Source organism: Acinetobacter lactucae (assembly GCF_013344765.1).
Lineage (GTDB): Bacteria > Pseudomonadota > Gammaproteobacteria > Pseudomonadales > Moraxellaceae > Acinetobacter > Acinetobacter lactucae_A.
In genome coordinates this window covers 12,811-30,435 of the sequence record NZ_JABVBF010000019.1, presented here as the reverse complement: position 1 = coordinate 30,435, position 17,625 = coordinate 12,811, and the positions used below count along the sequence as shown (strand labels likewise).

Below are 17,625 nucleotides of genomic sequence, written 5' to 3'. Positions count from 1 at the left end.
TAATAAGGTAACTTATGATGATTCTCTAGTTTATGGTTATAAATAAACCAGATAAAGCACTTAAAATATTAGTTTAGGATAATAGCAATATGAAAATTCATACATTAACTGCTGCTCTATTCGCTACAGGTAGCATTTTTAATGTAGTTCATGCTGGGGGTACTATATATCCACAACTTGCACCTATTTATGTAAAAGCAGATCAACAGGACCAATTCGGTCTAACCAATACAGCTACTCAAGGCACAATAACAAAAGAACATTTAGCAAATCGCCCATTATTACGTCCAGCTGAAGTATTAGAAACTATTCCAGGAGTTATCGTTACTCAACATAGTGGAGATGGCAAAGCAAACCAATATTTTTTACGTGGTTTTAACTTAGATCATGGAACAGACTTTGCGACCTCAGTAGATGGAATTCCTATTAACATGGTTACCCATGCTCATGGACAAGGCTATACGGACTTAAACTTTTTGATTCCTGAGCTCATCGACAATTTGACCTATCATAAAGGTGCGACCGATATTACGGATGGTGATTTTGCATCAGCAGGCACGGCAAAAATAAGAACTATATCGGCTGTTGAACAGGCATTTATACAAATGACCTTGGGTTCAAATGAGTACCGTCGCATATTAACGGCAGGCTCAACCGAGTTTGCTGGTGGTACCTTACTTGGCGCATTTGAAGGGATGAGCAATGATGGACCTTGGGATTATCCAGAAGATTTAGAAAAGCAAAACTATTTACTCAAATATAGTCGAGGTAACCAAAATAATGGTTGGAATTTTATGTTCAATCATTATCAATCTAACTGGAACTCAACTGATCAAATTGCGCAAAGAGCGGTATCCTCTGGCCTAATAGGAAGATATGGCAGCCTCGATCCTAGTGATGGTGGGAAAACCACCCGCACTGCTTTTTCTTTAGAGAAAAATTCGAGTGATGACGTTCATCAAACTAGATTAAATTTATATGGTGTCCATTCGAAACTTAATCTATTTTCTAATTTTACTTACTATCTAGTTGACCCAATTCATGGTGACCAATTTGAACAAGCAGAAAACCGAAAGATATTAGGTGGATCTATTAATCATAACTGGAACACCAAATGGTTAGGACTAGACATGATCAATACCATGGGAACATCGTTCAGATATGATGATATTGATGGTCTAGGCTTGTATCAAACGGAAAATCGTCAACGTTTCAATACAATTCGTGAAGATCATGTTAAAGAATTATCTCTTGGTGTTTGGGCCCAAAACCAGACTCAGTGGACACCTTGGTTAAAAAGTATTGCTGGTTTGAGAGCAGATTATTTTAATTTTGATGTTCATTCTGATCTAGCTGCTAACTCCGGCAAAACAGATGACCATATTTTAAGTCCCAAAATTAGTTTTGTATTTGGTCCATGGGCAAATACAGAATATTATCTCAACTATGGTTATGGGTTTCATAGCAATGATGCCAGAGGAACTACAATTCATCTAAACCCCGACCCTAGAGATGAGGGTTACATGGAACCAATCCAATCTGTGTCCCCTCTCGTCCGCACAAAAAATGCAGAACTAGGAATACGTGGAGAATGGATATCGAACTTAACAACAACTCTCGCTTTCTGGCAGTTAGATTCTGATTTTGAATTAGTATTTGTAGGTGATGCTGGAACGACAGAAGCGAGCCGACCAAGTCGCCGTCAAGGGATCGAATTGAGTCATTTCTATAAACCAAATTCTGATTGGTTGGTTGATGTTGACATGGCTTGGTCAAAAGCCCGTTATAAAGATGATGCTTCTGAGGGTAACTATATTCCTGGAGCAATTAATACTACAGCCTCAGCAGGAATTAACTATACTCCTTTAAAGCCATGGAGTTTAGGCGTAAGAATGCGGTATTTTGGCCCACGTCCATTAGTTGAGGATAATAGTGTTAAGTCCAGTTCTTCAACATTAGTAAATTTACAAACCACTTATCGATTTAATAAAAATTTTCAAGCCCAAATAGATATCTTGAATCTATTTAATCGCAAGGTAAATGATATTGAATACCTATATGAATCTTGCTTAAAAACCGAACAAACCACCTCCGAATGCAATGCACTAACTCCTACTCGAGAAGGGATCATTGACAAACATAATCACCCTGCAGAAGATCGAGCTTACCGCTTTTCAGTAAAATATTCTTTTTAATCACTTAACTTCTTAAGGCAACAAAAAAGCCCTAAACCATTATAGTTTAGGGCTTTTCAAGTCATGTAAAGCTATTCGAGTTTATATGACTTTAAATCTTGGTAGGTATATCCAGACTCGAACTGGAGACCTCTACGATGTCAACGTAGCGCTCTAACCAACTGAGCTATACACCTAGAATGGAAAGCATAATATTCATTTTTCAAAAGCAAAACAAGTGATTTTCAATTGAAAAAAATACAAATGAGCAGACTTTAAGCAAACTCTTTTTCATTTTCCAAAAAAGAAAAACGGTACATGGTTTAACCACATACCGTTTCTTTAGCTGAATATTAACCTTAACTTAACAAGGGCATTTCTTTAAATTGCCACCTGCCGATGGATATCTCGAATCAACACAATGACGGTAGAAAGTCTTCGCATCCATAGGGGTTAAATCAGGATGATGAGCTTTCATGTGTTCCAGATAAGTTTGGTAGTCTGGAACCCCAACCATCAGTCGAAAGCTTTGCTGCAAACGCTGCCACAAGGTTGCAATGCGTGACCAATTCTTTGGAGAAAGTAATAGCTCTTTTTGCGAGAGCACCGTCATTTTGATGATTTTCGCAATAATGACAGTTCCATTTTTTGCAAATTTAAAATTCATCATGACTCTCCTCGTGGGGTGACCACCTCTGGGTCCGCATATACAGCTGGTGCTTCATGAGCTGTTGGTGTCGGGCTTGCTAATGCACGGCGCACAATACCAATTGCAGCAATCACCATTACAATCGCAACGATCATGAAGAAGCCACAAAGTGCAGCGTTGATTTGATTTGACATCACAATCGTCTGCATTTCTTCGAGTGTTTTTGCTGGTTTTAATATCTCACCACGAGCAATCGCATCTGAAAATCTATTCGCTTGCGCTAAGAAACCAATCTTTGGATTTTCGTGGAAAATCTTTTGCCAACCCGCAGTCATACAGGTAATAAACAAGAAAATGGTTGGGAAAATCGTTACCCATACATATTTTTCTTTTTTCATTTTAAACAGAATAACTGTACCCAAAATGAGCGCCATTGAAGCCAACATCTGGTTACCCACACCAAATAAAGGCCATAAGGAGTTAACACCACCAAGTGGATCAATCACACCTTGATAGACGAAGAAGCCCCATCCACCTACCGCAACAGCTGTTCCTAGTAAATTACCAAAGAATGAGCTTGAAGATTTAACCGCAGGAATAACAATACCCACAGTGTCTTGCACCATGAAACGACAAGCACGAGTACCCGCATCTACAGCAGTTAAAATGAATAATGCTTCGAATAAAATCGCAAAGTGGTACCAGAACGCCATCATGGCACGGCTATTAAAAATTTCCGAAATGATATGTGCCATACCAATCGCAAAAGTCGGCGCACCACCCGTACGTGAAAGAATCGAGCTTTCACCCACTTCTTGAGCCAAAACGGTTAACATTTCAGGAGTAACGACAAATCCTAGATTACGCACAGCTTCTGCCGCTGATTCTACAGTTGTACCAATTACAGCCGCAGGAGCATTAATCGCAAAGTACACGCCAGGGTCTAAGACAGTTGCACAGATCATCGCCATAATACCGACGAAAGATTCCATGAGCATGCCACCATAACCAATCACACGAATATCAGCTTCGTTATTCACGAGTTTTGGTGTTGTACCACTTGATACAAGTGCATGGAAGCCAGAAATAGCACCACAGGCAATAGTAATAAATAGGAATGGAAATAAGCTACCGGAGAATACAGGACCAGTACCATCAATAAAATGAGTCACTGCTGGCATTTTCAATTCAGGTAATGCAATCACAATACCCACAGCCAAGCCAAGAATGACACCAATTTTAAGGAATGTTGATAGATAATCACGTGGTGCTAACAATAACCAGACTGGTAAAACTGATGCAATAAATCCATAGATGATTAAGCACCATGTGAGCTGTGTACCTGTTAAAGTGAAAAATTCACCCCAGTAAGGATCTGCTGCAACATGACCACCATAAACAATGGCAAGCATCATTAAGACGAAGCCAATAATTGAAACTTCAGCAATACGTCCCGGGCGAATAAAACGCATATAAACGCCCATAAATAATGCAATTGGGATTGTCGCTGCAATACTGAAAACACCCCATGGACTATGGGCAAGTGCTTTCACCACAACTAATGCCAGTACCGCAAGGATAATAATCATTACACCCAGCGCGCCGAGCATGACGACAATACCGGCAAAAGAACCGAGTTCTTGTTTTGCCATTTCACCAAGTGAGCGACCGTCTCGACGTGTTGAAATAAATAAAACTAAAAAGTCTTGTACTGCACCTGCCAGTACCACACCGACCAGTAACCAGATCGTTCCGGGTAAAAAGCCCATTTGTGCAGCCAAAATTGGTCCAACTAACGGCCCCGCTCCTGCAATTGCAGCAAAGTGGTGACCGAAAAGCACATATTTATTGGTGGGAACATAATCCAGACCATCGGCTAAACGATGTGCTGGGGTTAACCGTCTTGGGTTTAATTCAAATACTTTAGTTGCAATAAATAGACTATAAAATCGATATGCAATGCTATATACACATGCTGCAGCGAGTACAAGCCAAACCGCATTGACATGTTCACCACGGCTGAGTGCCAGCATCCCAAAAGAAATTGCACCTATTATTGCTACTAGGCTCCAGACCAGCTTGGAGGGAAGCGTAGATTTCGCTTGCATTGTGTCCATTCTTAACCTCTCAATAAATAACTACAGCATTTTTATATTGTTATGTACTGTTTTCTAACAAATCCTTGTGACTGTACTCCTCCTTTAATTTTTTTCCTCTTATACTTTCGCATAAAAAAAGGGATGATTTACATCATCCCTTCGATAATAGTGTATTTTTTAACTATTATGCACGCTCTAAATAATCGCCAGTACGAGTATCTACACGAACGCTTTCTTCTTGCTGAACAAATAACGGAACACGAACAACCGCACCTGTTTCAAGCTTAGCTGGTTTACCGCCACCGCCAGATGTATCACCACGTACGCCCGGATCAGTTTCAACAATTTTCAATACAACGAAGTTCGGTGGGCTTACTGTTAAAGGTACGCCGTTGAACAACATAATTGTACATTTTTCATTTGAATCGTCTTTTAACCATTTAGCAGCATCGCCCATTGCAATTTTGTCTGCCGCGATTTGCTCAAAAGATACAGGATCCATGAAGTTCCACATTTCACCATCGTTGTATAAGTATTCCATTTCAACTTCAACGATGTCAGCTGCTTCTAAAGAGTCACCTGATTTGAAAGTTTTTTCTAATACTTTACCGGTTTTAAGGTTACGTAATTTTACACGGTTGAACGCTTGACCTTTACCTGGTTTTACATATTCGTTTTCCATGATTGAACATGGGTTACCATCAAGCATAACCTTAAGGCCTGCTTTGAAATCATTTGTAGAATAATAGGCCATGAAAGGCACACTCCAAACTTAACAAGTCAACTATGCGATATAATGCGTTGTTGCATTATCTTAATCGTGTCAAATGATAAACTATTTATACCAAGAGCAAAACTGGCAATCTCAACTGAGTGACCTTATTACTGATCCTTCTGAATTGCTAAGCCTACTCGAGTTATCCTCAGAGCAGCTATTATCGGGTGCGATTCTGGCTTCTGAAAAGTTTAAATTGCGTGTTCCTCGCGCGTTCGTCGGAAAAATGAACGCTAAAAACCCGCTTGACCCGCTTTTGCTACAAGTATTACCTCATCATTTAGAGCTTGAAGAACATCCTGAGTTTGTCACTGACCCATTGGGTGAAGAAGCAGCAAATCAATTACCGGGTGTATTACATAAATATAAATCGCGCTTTTTACTCACTTTGACAGGTGCTTGCGCCGTTCATTGTCGTTATTGCTTCCGTCGTCATTTTCCCTATCAAGAAAATTTGCCAAAAAATGAAGACTGGCTAAATATTAAAAATTATATTGAAGCAAACCCGAATATTAACGAGATCATTTTGAGTGGTGGCGATCCCCTTACGCTTTCTAACCGGAAATTGGCACTTTGGTTAGAACGCCTATCATCTCTCAAACAAATCCAGATTCTGAGAATTCATTCACGAGTCCCAATTGTTATTCCTAACCGGATCGACGAAGAGCTGATTTCTTTATTAAAAAACAGTAGGCTGCGTATAGTTCTGGTGGTACACTCAAATCATGCTTCTGAACTTGATGACTTCACTTGTTCAAAATTGTTGCAGTTATCTGACCATCACATTACTGTACTCAATCAGGCAGTCTTGCTAAAAGGTGTCAATGACTCTGCACAGACCTTAGTTGATTTAAGTTATCGTTTATTTGAAGCTCGCGTTATGCCTTATTACTTACATGTTTTAGATAAAGTAAAAGGTGCGCAACATTTTGATTTAGAATCATCTGAGATCGATGATATCTATCGTGATGTGTTAGCGAACCTACCGGGATATTTGGTTCCTAAACTCGTCAGGGAAATTGCGGGCGAAAAGAATAAAACACCGCTTTTTGGGGCTACAACTTTTTGAGTTATATAATAAGTGATGATGAATAATGCGCTGTCGGACATTTTTCACAATCAAACCGCACTCACTCGTGAACGGTTAAGCTTTTGTGAAGCCAATATTAAAGATCTTAATGAATGGGTCACTAACCTTTCTATTATGCAACTCGGTGATACGTCAAAAGCATTATTCACCGCTATTTTAGAACTCAATGAATTAAAATGTAGTGAAACCTTGCGTTTTGATCTCATACAAACGCTTCATCCTACCATTAATAATGTGCTTGCAAGTCTAGAAAAAAACTTCTTTAACCAAGGAGTTATTAGTACAGATCGTAATGAACATATTATTGAATTAGCAATGTTACTCCGCTGTTATTTCGCTAGTATTTATTTAAATATTGCGCAAAATAGTCATGAGCAACTACAGCATCAAAAGTTTTCACTCTTTGCCTATAAGCAAAAAAAGAATTTGCAAACGGCACGTACTTTATCGACTTTTCATGCTCTACAACAATTAACGAGTCTGCTTTATCAGCAGCATATGCTCTATAGCGAACCTCTAAAAGGACAATGGTTAATTGCGCATCAGCTTTATGAAACCGCAGTTCAACACAGATACCATCTCATCAATATCAACCATATTCAGGGCATACATCACCCTCTAGCAAATATTACACAAGCTTATGCTCAACTGATTTTGCTCGATATTTTAAATACGAACCAAATTCGCCAGTCAGAAATTCAGGCATTATTTCAATGTAGTTTTGACTGGGCAAGAATGATTCATATTTTGCCGAAAGATACAGCATCAACGAAATATGTGGTCGATCCAAATAAAGATCATCCACCAGTTTATAATACAAAACGTAGTTCTAATTTTAACCCTAGCATCTTTATAGGAACGCAAGCTTTACTTGAGCATGTCACTGCAACCATGCATAAAAATGCTCAATATATTTCAAAGAATGAAAAGTTTTATTTAAGCCCAGCTTTAAAGTTTCATGTTCAGACGATTTTAGGAACAACCGCTCAACGTCGTCATGAACGTTATGAATACAATGCAGAGCTACAAATTTGTTTTGGTTTAAGCACGGCTCACTTCTATCTATCAAAAGCAAAAAACTTTGAAGAAACGCTACAGCTTAACCATAACTATAATTTACAAAGCGAATCTAAAGTTTTATCAAACTTAGAGAAAAAAGAACAACAAACAAGCTCTTATCAGCGCTTAAGTCGTGAGAGTAAAACCATTTATCAAACCACGGTTCTTGATATTAGTGTCAATGGATATCGTATTAAATGGTCTGGGGAGGCACCGAAAAATTTAAGAACCGGTGAATACATTTTAGTTAAAGAAACTTTGCATGGACAGTGGCGCGGCGGCGTGATTCGCTGGATTAAGCAATCGACTGAAAAATCTCTAGAGCTTGGTTTAGAAGTTCTGTCACAGGCCATGTTTCCATGTTCAGTGCATATTCAAGCTGAACGTCATACTCGCAATTATCATCCCGCACTTTTACTACAAACACAAAATCTAGAAGAAATACAAAATACGCTTATTTTACCGGGTTCTCAAATTTTTAGAGAGCAACAAACAATTCATTTACGATTGGGGACAGAAGAAATCAAAGTGTATCTACTCAAAGCACAACTCATTACGCAAAGTTTTATTCAATTTCATTTCGAACTTTTGAATGAGCAGCAACAAGGTCTGCTTGATCAGTTCATGATGAAAAAGGGTAATAACTCTAGCAGTCAAGATTTATGGGAAGCACTAAAGTGAGAAACTCTTTATTATCTAAAAAGTTAAAACGTACTGAAACACGTTTACTCATTATTGATGACAACCAGCTACGTTATAACCAGATTTTAAATTTATTATTGGGGAATGATTATCAAGTTCAGGCATTATTACTTGATGATTTAAAAAGTTTCGAAAAACAGTTAAATACGCCGTGGGATGCTATTATTTTTGGTCGTGCTTATGACCTAAAAATTGAACAAACTCTCTCCCTCATTCAAGCATCTGAGCAGCCAAATTTACCTGTTTTATTATTACAACCCGAAGATTATCAAGCTCAGCAATATCAGGCCTATATTCAAAAAGGTATTTATGATGTAGTTCCTTTGGAACCATTAGATTATTTTTATATCACTCTTATTCGGACCTTGTCGTATAGCCACTTATTACAGACTGAACAACGTCTGACAAATGAGTTAGAAACGGTTCACTCCCATACACAAACATTAGTCAATAACAGCCATAAAGCAGTTGCCCTTTTTCAAGAAGGGATGCATGTCAAAGCAAATACAGAATATCTCAATCTTTTTGGCTTTAAGCAAGAAGATGAAATTATTGGTCTGCCTATCTTGGATGTTTTACAACCGAATGATTTAAATGTTTTTAAACAAAGATTTAAGAAAATTTCATTAGGTCAATTTGATCAGGCACGTTTTGAGATTCAGAGTCAACATGCAGCAATTTCAGGTAATAATGCTCTTAAACTAGAGTTTATTCCTAGTCAGGAAGAAGATGCCGTACAGTTGACCATTGACTACCAAGTGGATTTAAAAACACCTGCAAATACATTTTTCCAAGAAAAAAATTACAATGTAATTACGCCTTGGCAACAGATTAATCGGCAGCTCACGACTTATCCGGCTCAAGCCAATGCATTAATTTTATTTCGCTTAAATCAGTGCCCAGAACGAGTATTCCAACAAGATTTGCAAACTCCTGCACAATATTTCAATCAGCTGCACAGTTTCTTAAAAGAACATGCACAAATGCCGATTTTCAATGTTGAACTTGGTGCGTATGTTGGAGTTTTACAAGCTGAAAACAGCACAGTCCTTAACTCCCAACTAGCCAGTCTACAAAGTTTGCAGAAGGAGCATTTATTAAAGATCAATGAGCTTAACTACTCGATCCAGTTTAAGCTAAGTTATGCTCAAATTAATGAACCTTTAAACGAAGCTAGCTTTGCAAAGCTACTTGATCAAACAAGTCAGCAAGAGCTCCCTAAGGCGAAGTCAGAAATTGAGTTAGCCCCAACCATCGACATTATCTCTCCCGAGCCTGTCAACTCTCCTATATCACTTGATCTAAGCCTTGAACAAATTGATGCTCCTTTGCAACCCTCTCTATTGCAACAATTAAAGCAGCAGTTAGCTCGAAGTGAAATTCATTTAAAATATCAGCAGATTTACGATAAACATGATCAAGAAACTCATAACTATGAAGTGACTAGCGGTTTTATTAGCGATGAACAATGGTATGACATAAATGACTTGGCTGAATTAAGAGAAGACAGTGAACTTTCTATTCAATTAGATCGCTGGATTTTGGTTGAGGCTTGTAAACAACTCCACAACTTTATTACTCAGTACCCTAAAGCTAAACTGATTATTAACCTGAACATTGATATCTTGCTCAAAGATAAATCGTTCCCCGAACTGATTTCAAAACTACTCACCATTATTGGTAGTAAGCTTGAGAGCCCATTAGTTTTACAATTTTCAGAACAAGCGCTTCAGCCCCATCTTGCAATTGCCCAGCAACATATAGCTCGCTTACGCCAACACGGTGCAGAAATTTCGATTCGAGATTTCTGCTCTTCTATTTATAGCGAATCAATATTGCAACAACTCGATATTCAATATTTAAAACTGCAATCGAATAAAACAGAGCTATTAAACTCAGATGAGGGTCTAGCAAGCCTACAAGAAAAGGTTTTGAACTATTTGACTGTAAAACCTGTAGGAATTTTACTTAGCGATCTAGATGATATGAACCTGTTTGCAAACGCGTGGAATGTGGAAACGCGTTTCTTACAAGGCCAATATTTCCAGAAAAAACTTGATCGATTAACAGACGTACAAGACCAATAATGGTCTTGTACTAAAAAACAAAAAACGGGCATAAAGCCCGTTTTTTGTTTCGTATTGCAGTATCAACGCTTGATAGAGCGAGACATACCAGCAAAACGTTGTTTGAATTTGTCGATACGACCACCAGTGTCTACATTCTTTTGCTTACCAGTGTAGAATGGGTGGCAAGCTGAACATACGTCAAGGTAGATAGTTTCTTTACCTAAAGCAGAACGAGTTTCGATTACGTTACCGCAAGAACAAGTTGCAACTAATTTTTCATATTTTGGGTGAATATCGGCGCGCATCGTCGATTACTCCTAATTGGAAGAAAGGCTTAAGCTGTCATCGCAATTGATCACTCTCAACTTAAGTTGAGGACAGGCTCAAAATGAGCAGATCAACACCACAACAGACCATTCTTTTGGCCCACCGAAACCTCTAGGGTTAGAGCTAAGCACAACAAGTGGGCAAGATTATACGTCAAATAATTTTCTTTTGCGAATTAATCTTTCGATTTAGCCCAGTAATTTGCAATCACGCCACAGACCATTAATTGGATCTGGTGAAAGATCATAATAGGTAACACAATCATACCTAAAGGCTGGCCAATAAATAAGATTTGCGCCATCGGAACGCCACTTGCCAAGGTCTTTTTTGAACTACAAAAGAAAACCGTGACTTGATCTGCTCGGTTAAAACCTAAAGCACGCGGTAGATAAAGTGCTAATAGCATAATAATTGTTAAAAGTACCGAACACGCAATTGTGAGAATCAGTAAAGTTTTCCAACTTACTTGATGCCAAAGTCCTGCGACCACTGCCCCACTAAATGCGCCATATACCACCATCAAAATTGAGCCCTGATCGAATGCTCTCACAATACTTGGAACTTTTGCCATATAAGGGAAAATATAAGGGCGTAATAATTGACCTAAAATAAATGGCACTAACAGTAATAATGTAATTTGTATAATTGAGGTCGTCGGGTCAAATCCATGTTGGCTTTGGCCTAAAATAAAAAAGCTCACCAATACTGGTGTAATAAACATACCAATCAAGTTCGAAAAAGATGCACTACATACCGCTCCCGCCACGTTCCCTTTTGCTACTGATGTAAATGCAATAGAAGATTGAACTGTAGAGGGTAAAAAGCACATAAATAAAAAACCCCAGTACAACTGTTGACCTAGTAGAGGTAACAGAATTGGCTTAGCCAATAAACCAATCACTGGAAAAATCAAGAAAGTAAAAGCGAAGACAAGTACATGCATTTTCCAATGCAAAATACCTTCAATCACTGCCTCACGTGATAGCTTTGCACCATGTAAAAAGAATAGAATTGCAATCGCGACTGTGGTCAGTGTATTGAAATATTGTGCGGCTTGACCACTGACTGGAAAGAATGTTGCAAGTAGTACCATTCCAACCAACAAAATTGTAAATCGATCAAGCGCCAATAACTTCAGCATAGCCATATCCTATGATTATTCTAGATAAATAAAAAACCCAGTTGATAAATTGACCATTTGGTCAAGCCTTCATCATACTGGGCTAAAAAAATAAAGCTAGGCTTTTAAGAACTAAATCTTAAATCACCTAAGTCATTTATTCAGTTATTTCTGGCATCAGCATCTTGTTGAATCAACTCGATTTTATAACCATCAGGATCTTCAACAAATGCGATCACGGTAACACCACCTTTCATTGGACCCGCTTCGCGCACAACTTTGCCACCGCGTGCTTTGATTTCTTCACACGCTTTATAAGCATCTTCGACACCAATCGCAATGTGACCATAAGCATTGCCTAAATCATAACTTGATGTATCCCAGTTATGGGTAAGCTCAAGCACAGTATTGGTTTCTTCATCACCATAGCCAACAAATGCCAGTGTAAAGCGCCCTTCTTCATAATCACGCTTACGAAGTAACTTCATCCCTAATACTTCGGTATAGAACTTTAAAGATTGTTCTAAATTGCCTACTCGCAACATTGTATGAAGCATTCGCATGTTTATTCACCTGCCTTTTCTGATTCATGTGTTTGATGATCTTTTAGCAGTTTTCCAACCCAAACCACTAAGATCAAGATTGGAATACCAATAAGAGTTGTCATCAAAAAGAACTTTGGGTATCCAATATTACTGACTATGGTACCTGAATATCCACCCAAAAGTTTTGGAGTAAGTGTCATGAGTGAACTAAAGATTGCATATTGAACAGCTGTGAATGAAACACTCGTTAAACTTGAAAGGAATGCAATAAATGCCGCACCAGCCAAACCAGAAGCCAAGTTATCGACAATAATGGCAAAATAAAGCCATAAAGAACTATAGGGTTTAATCACCTTACCGCTAATTTCAACTGATTGACCAGAAAGCGGATCAATATAAGCGACTGGTTCAATATTCACATCAAGTTCACTTGCCGCTTTTTGATTTGAACTCACAGCATATGGATGAGATGCAGAAAGTATTTTTTGTTCACCATCCATTACAGCTACGTTAAGCTCTTTACTAGTCGATGCGACTAATTTTTTTGCATCAATGGATGCACTAAAAACACCTTTTTGATCAGTCATTTTTGCATCAAAATTTTGCCCATCAAGGCTAATAATAATTTTTTGCGTAGGAGTTAATGCTTGTCCAAAGTATTGTCCTCGAATCACAACACTTCCCTCACCCTCTTTAAGTGAGACCTGATCATTACCCATAACAGGTAAAATTTGTAGAGGTGATTTAGCTGACTCAGTTGTAAGTAACGGCTGGGTACGTGTGACAGGCGCTACATCATTCTGTGTAGCGTAAGCAACTTTTACTTCAATTTGTTTTGTTCCACTAAAAGCAGAACTTGGCACTTCTAATTTCCATAACCCGACTTCGTCTGGCTTGACTTGATAACTGTGTTCACCAACTTTTACATCGACCATATCTAATGGCTGACCAGATTTTACGAGTCCAATAAAAATTAAATTGGTAGAGCTGGCCAAAACCGCACCAACAAACATCAATTTCATAATGTTGATGCGCTGTGCTAAAAGACCGCCTAAGAAACCACCGACTAAACTAAATAATACCCCATAGATTTTAACTGCTTCTGCAATTTGCTCTTTACTAAAGTTTAGGTCTTGGTAAAACACATTAGAAATGACGCCAGCAATAATGTCTGAAATGCGGAAAAAACCAATAAGTAGTAACAACACTAAGGCGAGTTTGACACCATAACGTTTAAAGAAATCTAGAATTGGTGCAATCCATGTCTCTTTAGCCATTTGCTGGTTAACCACACCAATTTTAACGAGTAGATAACCCACGAAAATGGCAGCAGCAGTTGCAGTTAAAAATCTTAAAGCCTCTAAACCAAATAATGCCGCGTTGTCTTTTATATTTGCAGCTTGTGAGATTGCATCTGTAATCTGCCCAGAATAAATGTAGGTGACTACAAATGAAATAACGGCAATAAAAAATACAAAAACCAAGCGGTAATAATCACTACTCTTATAGTTTTTATAAACACGATTTACCTGAGGTTCGCGAACGAGCAAAGTCGTTACAATACCCACTAACATAACCGATGCCATTGTTAAGTAAGTCGTTTTCCAAGCTTCGTAAATGTAATTACCTTTAGCAGTACCCAAGTGGGCGGCTAGAAATAATGCACCTGCTCCTGCCACAATCATGCCAATTCGATAACCAGCATTATAGGTAGATGCCAATACCGTTTGCATTTCTGTTTCGGCTAATTCAATACGATATGCATCAATCACAATATCTTGAGTTGCTGCCGAGAAACCCAGCAATACAGCACCTACTGCCATTTGAATAAGATAGCTTTGACCTAAAGCAGGATCAGAGAAAGCCATAATACAAATAGCCAGAACGATCAAACACTGCGCAATCAATAACCAGGCCCGTCTTCGGCCTAGCATCTTAGTTAAGACTGGCACAGGTAACTCATCAATAAGAGGAGCCCAAACGAATTTAAAAGAGTAACCTAGAGCCGCCCAGCTAAAAAAAGTGACGGCACTTTTATCAATACCCGCCTCTCCAAGCCATAAAGAAAGACTTGAAAAAATTAGTAAAATAGGAATTCCGGCAGAAAAACCCAGAAACAGCATAATTAATGCACGGCGATCTAAAAATGCTTTAAAAGCCGAGACCCAACCCGAAGCTTGTGTGGTCATTCGTTTTTTATTTTCCATAAATTATAAATGTGCCTATTCAAACCCTTCTTACAATTGCTTTCAAGATTCTTTATGCAATCAATTTTGATTTGGCGATAAAAACGGCAAGTTTGCTTGATATTTTATGCTAAACCTGTATACCTTTAAGCTTCAACCTTCGTTTTCTTTTGCTGGATATCAACAGTGACACAAAAACTTGATCAAGTGACTATTTCAACTTTATCACTCGCTAAAACAAACACCACAAACGTCACAGTAAATGCATTTCCTTCAGCTTTTGAGCAACCTGATATAAAAATGACCTTAGATAAGACCACCTTAAAACCCGAACAACTTACACATATTCCTGATTTTGAAAAAATTCCAGCTTCAACAAAACGCATCAAACCGCTTAATAACTTTTTAGGTCAAGATCGTGCCAAAGCATCTGTAGAGGCAGGAATTTCTTTGCCTTATTCAGGCTATAACATTTTTGCTGTAGGAACTGCTGGTTTAGGCAAACGTACCATGATCAAACGTTTGTTACAGCAACACGCCAAAACGATGCCAACACCTGACGATTGGGTATACGTCTATAATTTTAAGCAAGCTCGTCAACCTATTGCTTTACGCTTCCCTGCTGGTCAAGGAACGAAGTTTCAACAAGCACTTCATCAAGCTTGGCAAATTATTTTAAAACAGCTCGAACGCCGTTTTAGCGCTGAGACTTATCACAACCGTATTGAACGAATTCGTCAGGAAACTGGAGATGAGCAGCAAGAAGCTCTTGTTGAGTTAACAAAAGAAGGCGAAGAGCTCGATTTAAAATTGATTTCTCGAAATGAGAAACATGGCTTTGTACCTGTACAAGTAAAAGATGATCAGGTCCAAGAACTGACTCAAACAGAAATTGATGCACTAAATACTAAGCAACGCGCTGAAATTGCAGCCAATATCCGCTATATGGATAAAAAATTGGAGCGCCTTGGCCTACATTTAGGTGACTTAGAAGATGATGCACGTGACAAAGTGTCTGTGTTAAATCGGGATATTGCAACACAAGTCGTTATGCCAAGAATGGACCTTATTTTAAATAAGTATGGTCAGGTTAAAGGCCTTGAAGATTATTTAAAACAATATGCTCAAGATGTAATTGATAATGTTGAGTTAATTTTAGAGCAAGAAGAAGACGACTTTGCTCCAGCAATGTTCAATCGCGTGCCTGCACGTTATCAAGCGAATGTAATTGTCTCAAACAAACCGAACAGTGGCGCACCGGTTATTTTTGAAGATTTCCCAACGCACTACAACTTGCTTGGTCATGTTGAACAACTTACTCACAACGGCACAATTACCACAGATTTCACTCTCATTCGCCCAGGTGCTCTTCATCAAGCGAATGGCGGCTTTTTAATGCTTGAGGCCGAGCAATTACTTGAACAACCTTATGCATGGCAAGGTTTAAAACGTGCTCTTAAATCTGGGCAGCTTAGATTGTCTTCACTCGAACACATGCTGACTTTAACAGGCTCTATCTCGATAGAACCTGCTGCGGTTCCACTTGATATTAAAGTGGTTCTTATGGCAGAGCCTGAGATTTATTATGAAATATTAGAAGTAGAACCAGAGCTTGGTAGTGTATTTAAAATTCGTGCAGATTTTACCGATACTCTGCAACGTAATGATGAAAATGAACAAGCCTACATGCAGCTAATTGCTGATTATGTACAAGCAGATAAATTACTTCCGTTTGATCGCAGTGCTTTAGCAGCTTTACTTACCGACTCAAGTCGTCAGGCAGAAGACCAAAGCTCACTGTCGTTACATGCTTCAACTTTGGGCGACCTCATTCGCGAAGCACATCACCATGCATTTAAAGCCAATGAAAAGCTCGTAACCGATCAGCACATTAACTTGGCACTACAACACAGACAGTATCGCTTAGGCTATTTAAGAGAGCTTTACTGGCAAGATCTGTCACGTGGAACTCAGTTAATCGAAACTTCTGGTCATCGTTTAGGTCAAATTAATGCCCTCTCTGTCATTCACTATGCAGATGTTGAGTTTGGTTTACCTTCACGTTTGACTGCATCAGTCTATCAAGGTGGCGGCGATATTCTTGATATTGAACGTAGTGTAGAGCTTGGCGGTTCCCTACATGCCAAAGGCGTGTTGCTTATGTCTAGCTTCTTGAAAGCTCACTTTGGTCGTGAACAGATTTTACATTTCTCTGCTGCGCTTGCATTTGAACAAAGTTATGGCCAAGTAGACGGCGACAGTGCAACTGTAGCTGAACTTTCCGCATTAATTTCTGCAATTAGCCAAATACCAATTGATCAATCATGGGCAATTACAGGTTCTATGAACCAGTTAGGCCAAGTTCAACCAATTGGTGGTGTAAATGCAAAAATTGAAGGCTTCTATGATGCGTGTAAATTACAAGGTTTAACTGGCAAACAAGGTGTCATCATTCCACGTCAAAACATGCAGCATTTGATGTTACGCCAAGATGTGATTGATGCGGTACAAAGTGGACAATTCCATATTCATGCGATTGATACGATTGATCAGGCACTTGAAATCCTAATGGCTCGCCCTGTCGGTACACTCGACAAAAAAGGTAAATATAGTAAGCACTCAATTTATGCAGCCGTAATGGAACAACTTGAGTACTGGCAAGCGATTGAAGATGGTGCTGAAATTGAAGAGGAACCAAAAAAGAAAAAGAAAAACAAGAAAAAAATCAAGAAGCATGAAGAACTTACTGCAGAAGATCTGCCGCAAGAAAGTGGAGAGGAAGTTGCAACCTTAAAACAGAAGTAATAAAAAAGGGCCTGTAAAAACAGGC

Annotated in this window: 12 protein-coding genes and 1 tRNA gene; 5 read left to right on the top strand and 8 right to left on the bottom strand. The window is 38.7% G+C overall.

Annotation, left to right across the window (positions count from 1 at the left end):
- Nucleotides 1–89: 89 nt before the first annotated feature.
- Nucleotides 90–2,195 (top strand): TonB-dependent receptor, encoded by a 2,106-nt coding sequence (locus HUN22_RS03940; RefSeq protein WP_174726588.1) that lies wholly within the window; start codon nucleotides 90–92, stop codon nucleotides 2,193–2,195.
- A 99-nt stretch (nucleotides 2,196–2,294) separates the two neighbouring features.
- On the opposite strand, the gene HUN22_RS03935 is transcribed toward HUN22_RS03940, so the two are convergent.
- The 4 genes from HUN22_RS03935 to efp all read right to left on the bottom strand — a co-directional run bounded on the left by HUN22_RS03935 (nucleotide 2,295) and on the right by efp (nucleotide 5,676).
- A tRNA-Val gene (locus tag HUN22_RS03935) sits at nucleotides 2,295–2,371 on the bottom strand.
- Between the two features lie 167 nt (nucleotides 2,372–2,538).
- Nucleotides 2,539–2,844, bottom strand: a complete 306-nt coding sequence (locus HUN22_RS03930; protein ID WP_002118393.1) for a YbdD/YjiX family protein — start codon at nucleotides 2,842–2,844, stop codon at nucleotides 2,539–2,541.
- A complete protein-coding gene (locus tag HUN22_RS03925; RefSeq protein WP_031948990.1) occupies nucleotides 2,841–4,940 on the bottom strand; it encodes a carbon starvation CstA family protein in 2,100 nt (699 codons plus the stop codon). Before HUN22_RS03925 ends, HUN22_RS03930 begins: the two co-directional genes overlap by 4 nt.
- Before the next feature lie 166 nt (nucleotides 4,941–5,106).
- On the bottom strand, nucleotides 5,107–5,676 hold the full coding sequence (gene efp, locus HUN22_RS03920; RefSeq protein ID WP_002118666.1) for an elongation factor P: 570 nt from the start codon (nucleotides 5,674–5,676) through the stop codon (nucleotides 5,107–5,109).
- A gap of 73 nt (nucleotides 5,677–5,749) precedes the next feature.
- On the opposite strand from efp, the gene epmB reads away from it, so the two are divergent.
- The 3 genes from epmB to HUN22_RS03905 are packed head-to-tail and all read left to right on the top strand — an operon-like array spanning nucleotide 5,750 to nucleotide 10,635.
- Nucleotides 5,750–6,766, top strand: a complete 1,017-nt coding sequence (epmB, locus tag HUN22_RS03915; RefSeq protein ID WP_174726587.1) for an EF-P beta-lysylation protein EpmB — start codon at nucleotides 5,750–5,752, stop codon at nucleotides 6,764–6,766.
- Between the two features lie 15 nt (nucleotides 6,767–6,781).
- A complete protein-coding gene (locus HUN22_RS03910; RefSeq protein WP_174726586.1) occupies nucleotides 6,782–8,527 on the top strand; it encodes a GTPase in 1,746 nt (581 codons plus the stop codon).
- The gene (locus tag HUN22_RS03905; RefSeq protein ID WP_174726585.1) at nucleotides 8,524–10,635 is read left to right on the top strand and encodes an EAL domain-containing protein; all 2,112 of its coding nucleotides are present in this window, start codon (nucleotides 8,524–8,526) and stop codon (nucleotides 10,633–10,635) included. The genes HUN22_RS03910 and HUN22_RS03905 overlap by 4 nt, the downstream gene beginning before the upstream one ends.
- A 62-nt stretch (nucleotides 10,636–10,697) precedes the next feature.
- On the opposite strand, the gene rpmE is transcribed toward HUN22_RS03905, so the two are convergent.
- The 4 genes from rpmE to HUN22_RS03885 form a co-directional block, all read right to left on the bottom strand.
- Entirely contained in the window at nucleotides 10,698–10,922 is a 225-nt protein-coding gene (gene rpmE / locus HUN22_RS03900; RefSeq protein ID WP_001200845.1) for a 50S ribosomal protein L31, read from the bottom strand.
- A 197-nt stretch (nucleotides 10,923–11,119) separates the two neighbouring features.
- Nucleotides 11,120–12,091: a bile acid:sodium symporter family protein gene (locus HUN22_RS03895; RefSeq protein ID WP_080648720.1), complete on the bottom strand. Its 972-nt coding sequence runs from the start codon at nucleotides 12,089–12,091 to the stop codon at nucleotides 11,120–11,122.
- 134 nt (nucleotides 12,092–12,225) lie between these two features.
- The gene (gene gloA / locus HUN22_RS03890; protein WP_174726584.1) at nucleotides 12,226–12,627 is read right to left on the bottom strand and encodes a lactoylglutathione lyase; all 402 of its coding nucleotides are present in this window, start codon (nucleotides 12,625–12,627) and stop codon (nucleotides 12,226–12,228) included.
- A 2-nt stretch (nucleotides 12,628–12,629) separates the two neighbouring features.
- Entirely contained in the window at nucleotides 12,630–14,816 is a 2,187-nt protein-coding gene (locus tag HUN22_RS03885; protein WP_174726583.1) for an AmpG family muropeptide MFS transporter, read from the bottom strand.
- Nucleotides 14,817–14,981: 165 nt separating this feature from the next.
- Between HUN22_RS03885 and HUN22_RS03880 the strand changes: the two genes are divergently transcribed.
- Nucleotides 14,982–17,600, top strand: a complete 2,619-nt coding sequence (locus tag HUN22_RS03880) for a Lon protease family protein (protein WP_174726582.1) — start codon at nucleotides 14,982–14,984, stop codon at nucleotides 17,598–17,600.
- Nucleotides 17,601–17,625 lie beyond the last annotated feature (25 nt).

Bases quoted from the DNA above. Each gene is read 5' to 3' on its own strand.
- HUN22_RS03940 (WP_174726588.1), top strand. From the start codon at position 90: ATGAAAATTCATACATTAACTGCTGCTCTATTCGCTACAGGTAGCATT.
- HUN22_RS03930 (WP_002118393.1), bottom strand. From the start codon at position 2,844: ATGATGAATTTTAAATTTGCAAAAAATGGAACTGTCATTATTGCGAAA.
- HUN22_RS03925 (WP_031948990.1), bottom strand. From the start codon at position 4,940: ATGGACACAATGCAAGCGAAATCTACGCTTCCCTCCAAGCTGGTCTGG.
- efp (WP_002118666.1), bottom strand. From the start codon at position 5,676: ATGGCCTATTATTCTACAAATGATTTCAAAGCAGGCCTTAAGGTTATG.
- epmB (WP_174726587.1), top strand. From the start codon at position 5,750: ATGATAAACTATTTATACCAAGAGCAAAACTGGCAATCTCAACTGAGT.
- HUN22_RS03910 (WP_174726586.1), top strand. From the start codon at position 6,782: ATGATGAATAATGCGCTGTCGGACATTTTTCACAATCAAACCGCACTC.
- rpmE (WP_001200845.1), bottom strand. From the start codon at position 10,922: ATGCGCGCCGATATTCACCCAAAATATGAAAAATTAGTTGCAACTTGT.
- HUN22_RS03895 (WP_080648720.1), bottom strand. From the start codon at position 12,091: ATGGCTATGCTGAAGTTATTGGCGCTTGATCGATTTACAATTTTGTTG.
- gloA (WP_174726584.1), bottom strand. From the start codon at position 12,627: ATGCGAATGCTTCATACAATGTTGCGAGTAGGCAATTTAGAACAATCT.
- HUN22_RS03885 (WP_174726583.1), bottom strand. From the start codon at position 14,816: ATGGAAAATAAAAAACGAATGACCACACAAGCTTCGGGTTGGGTCTCG.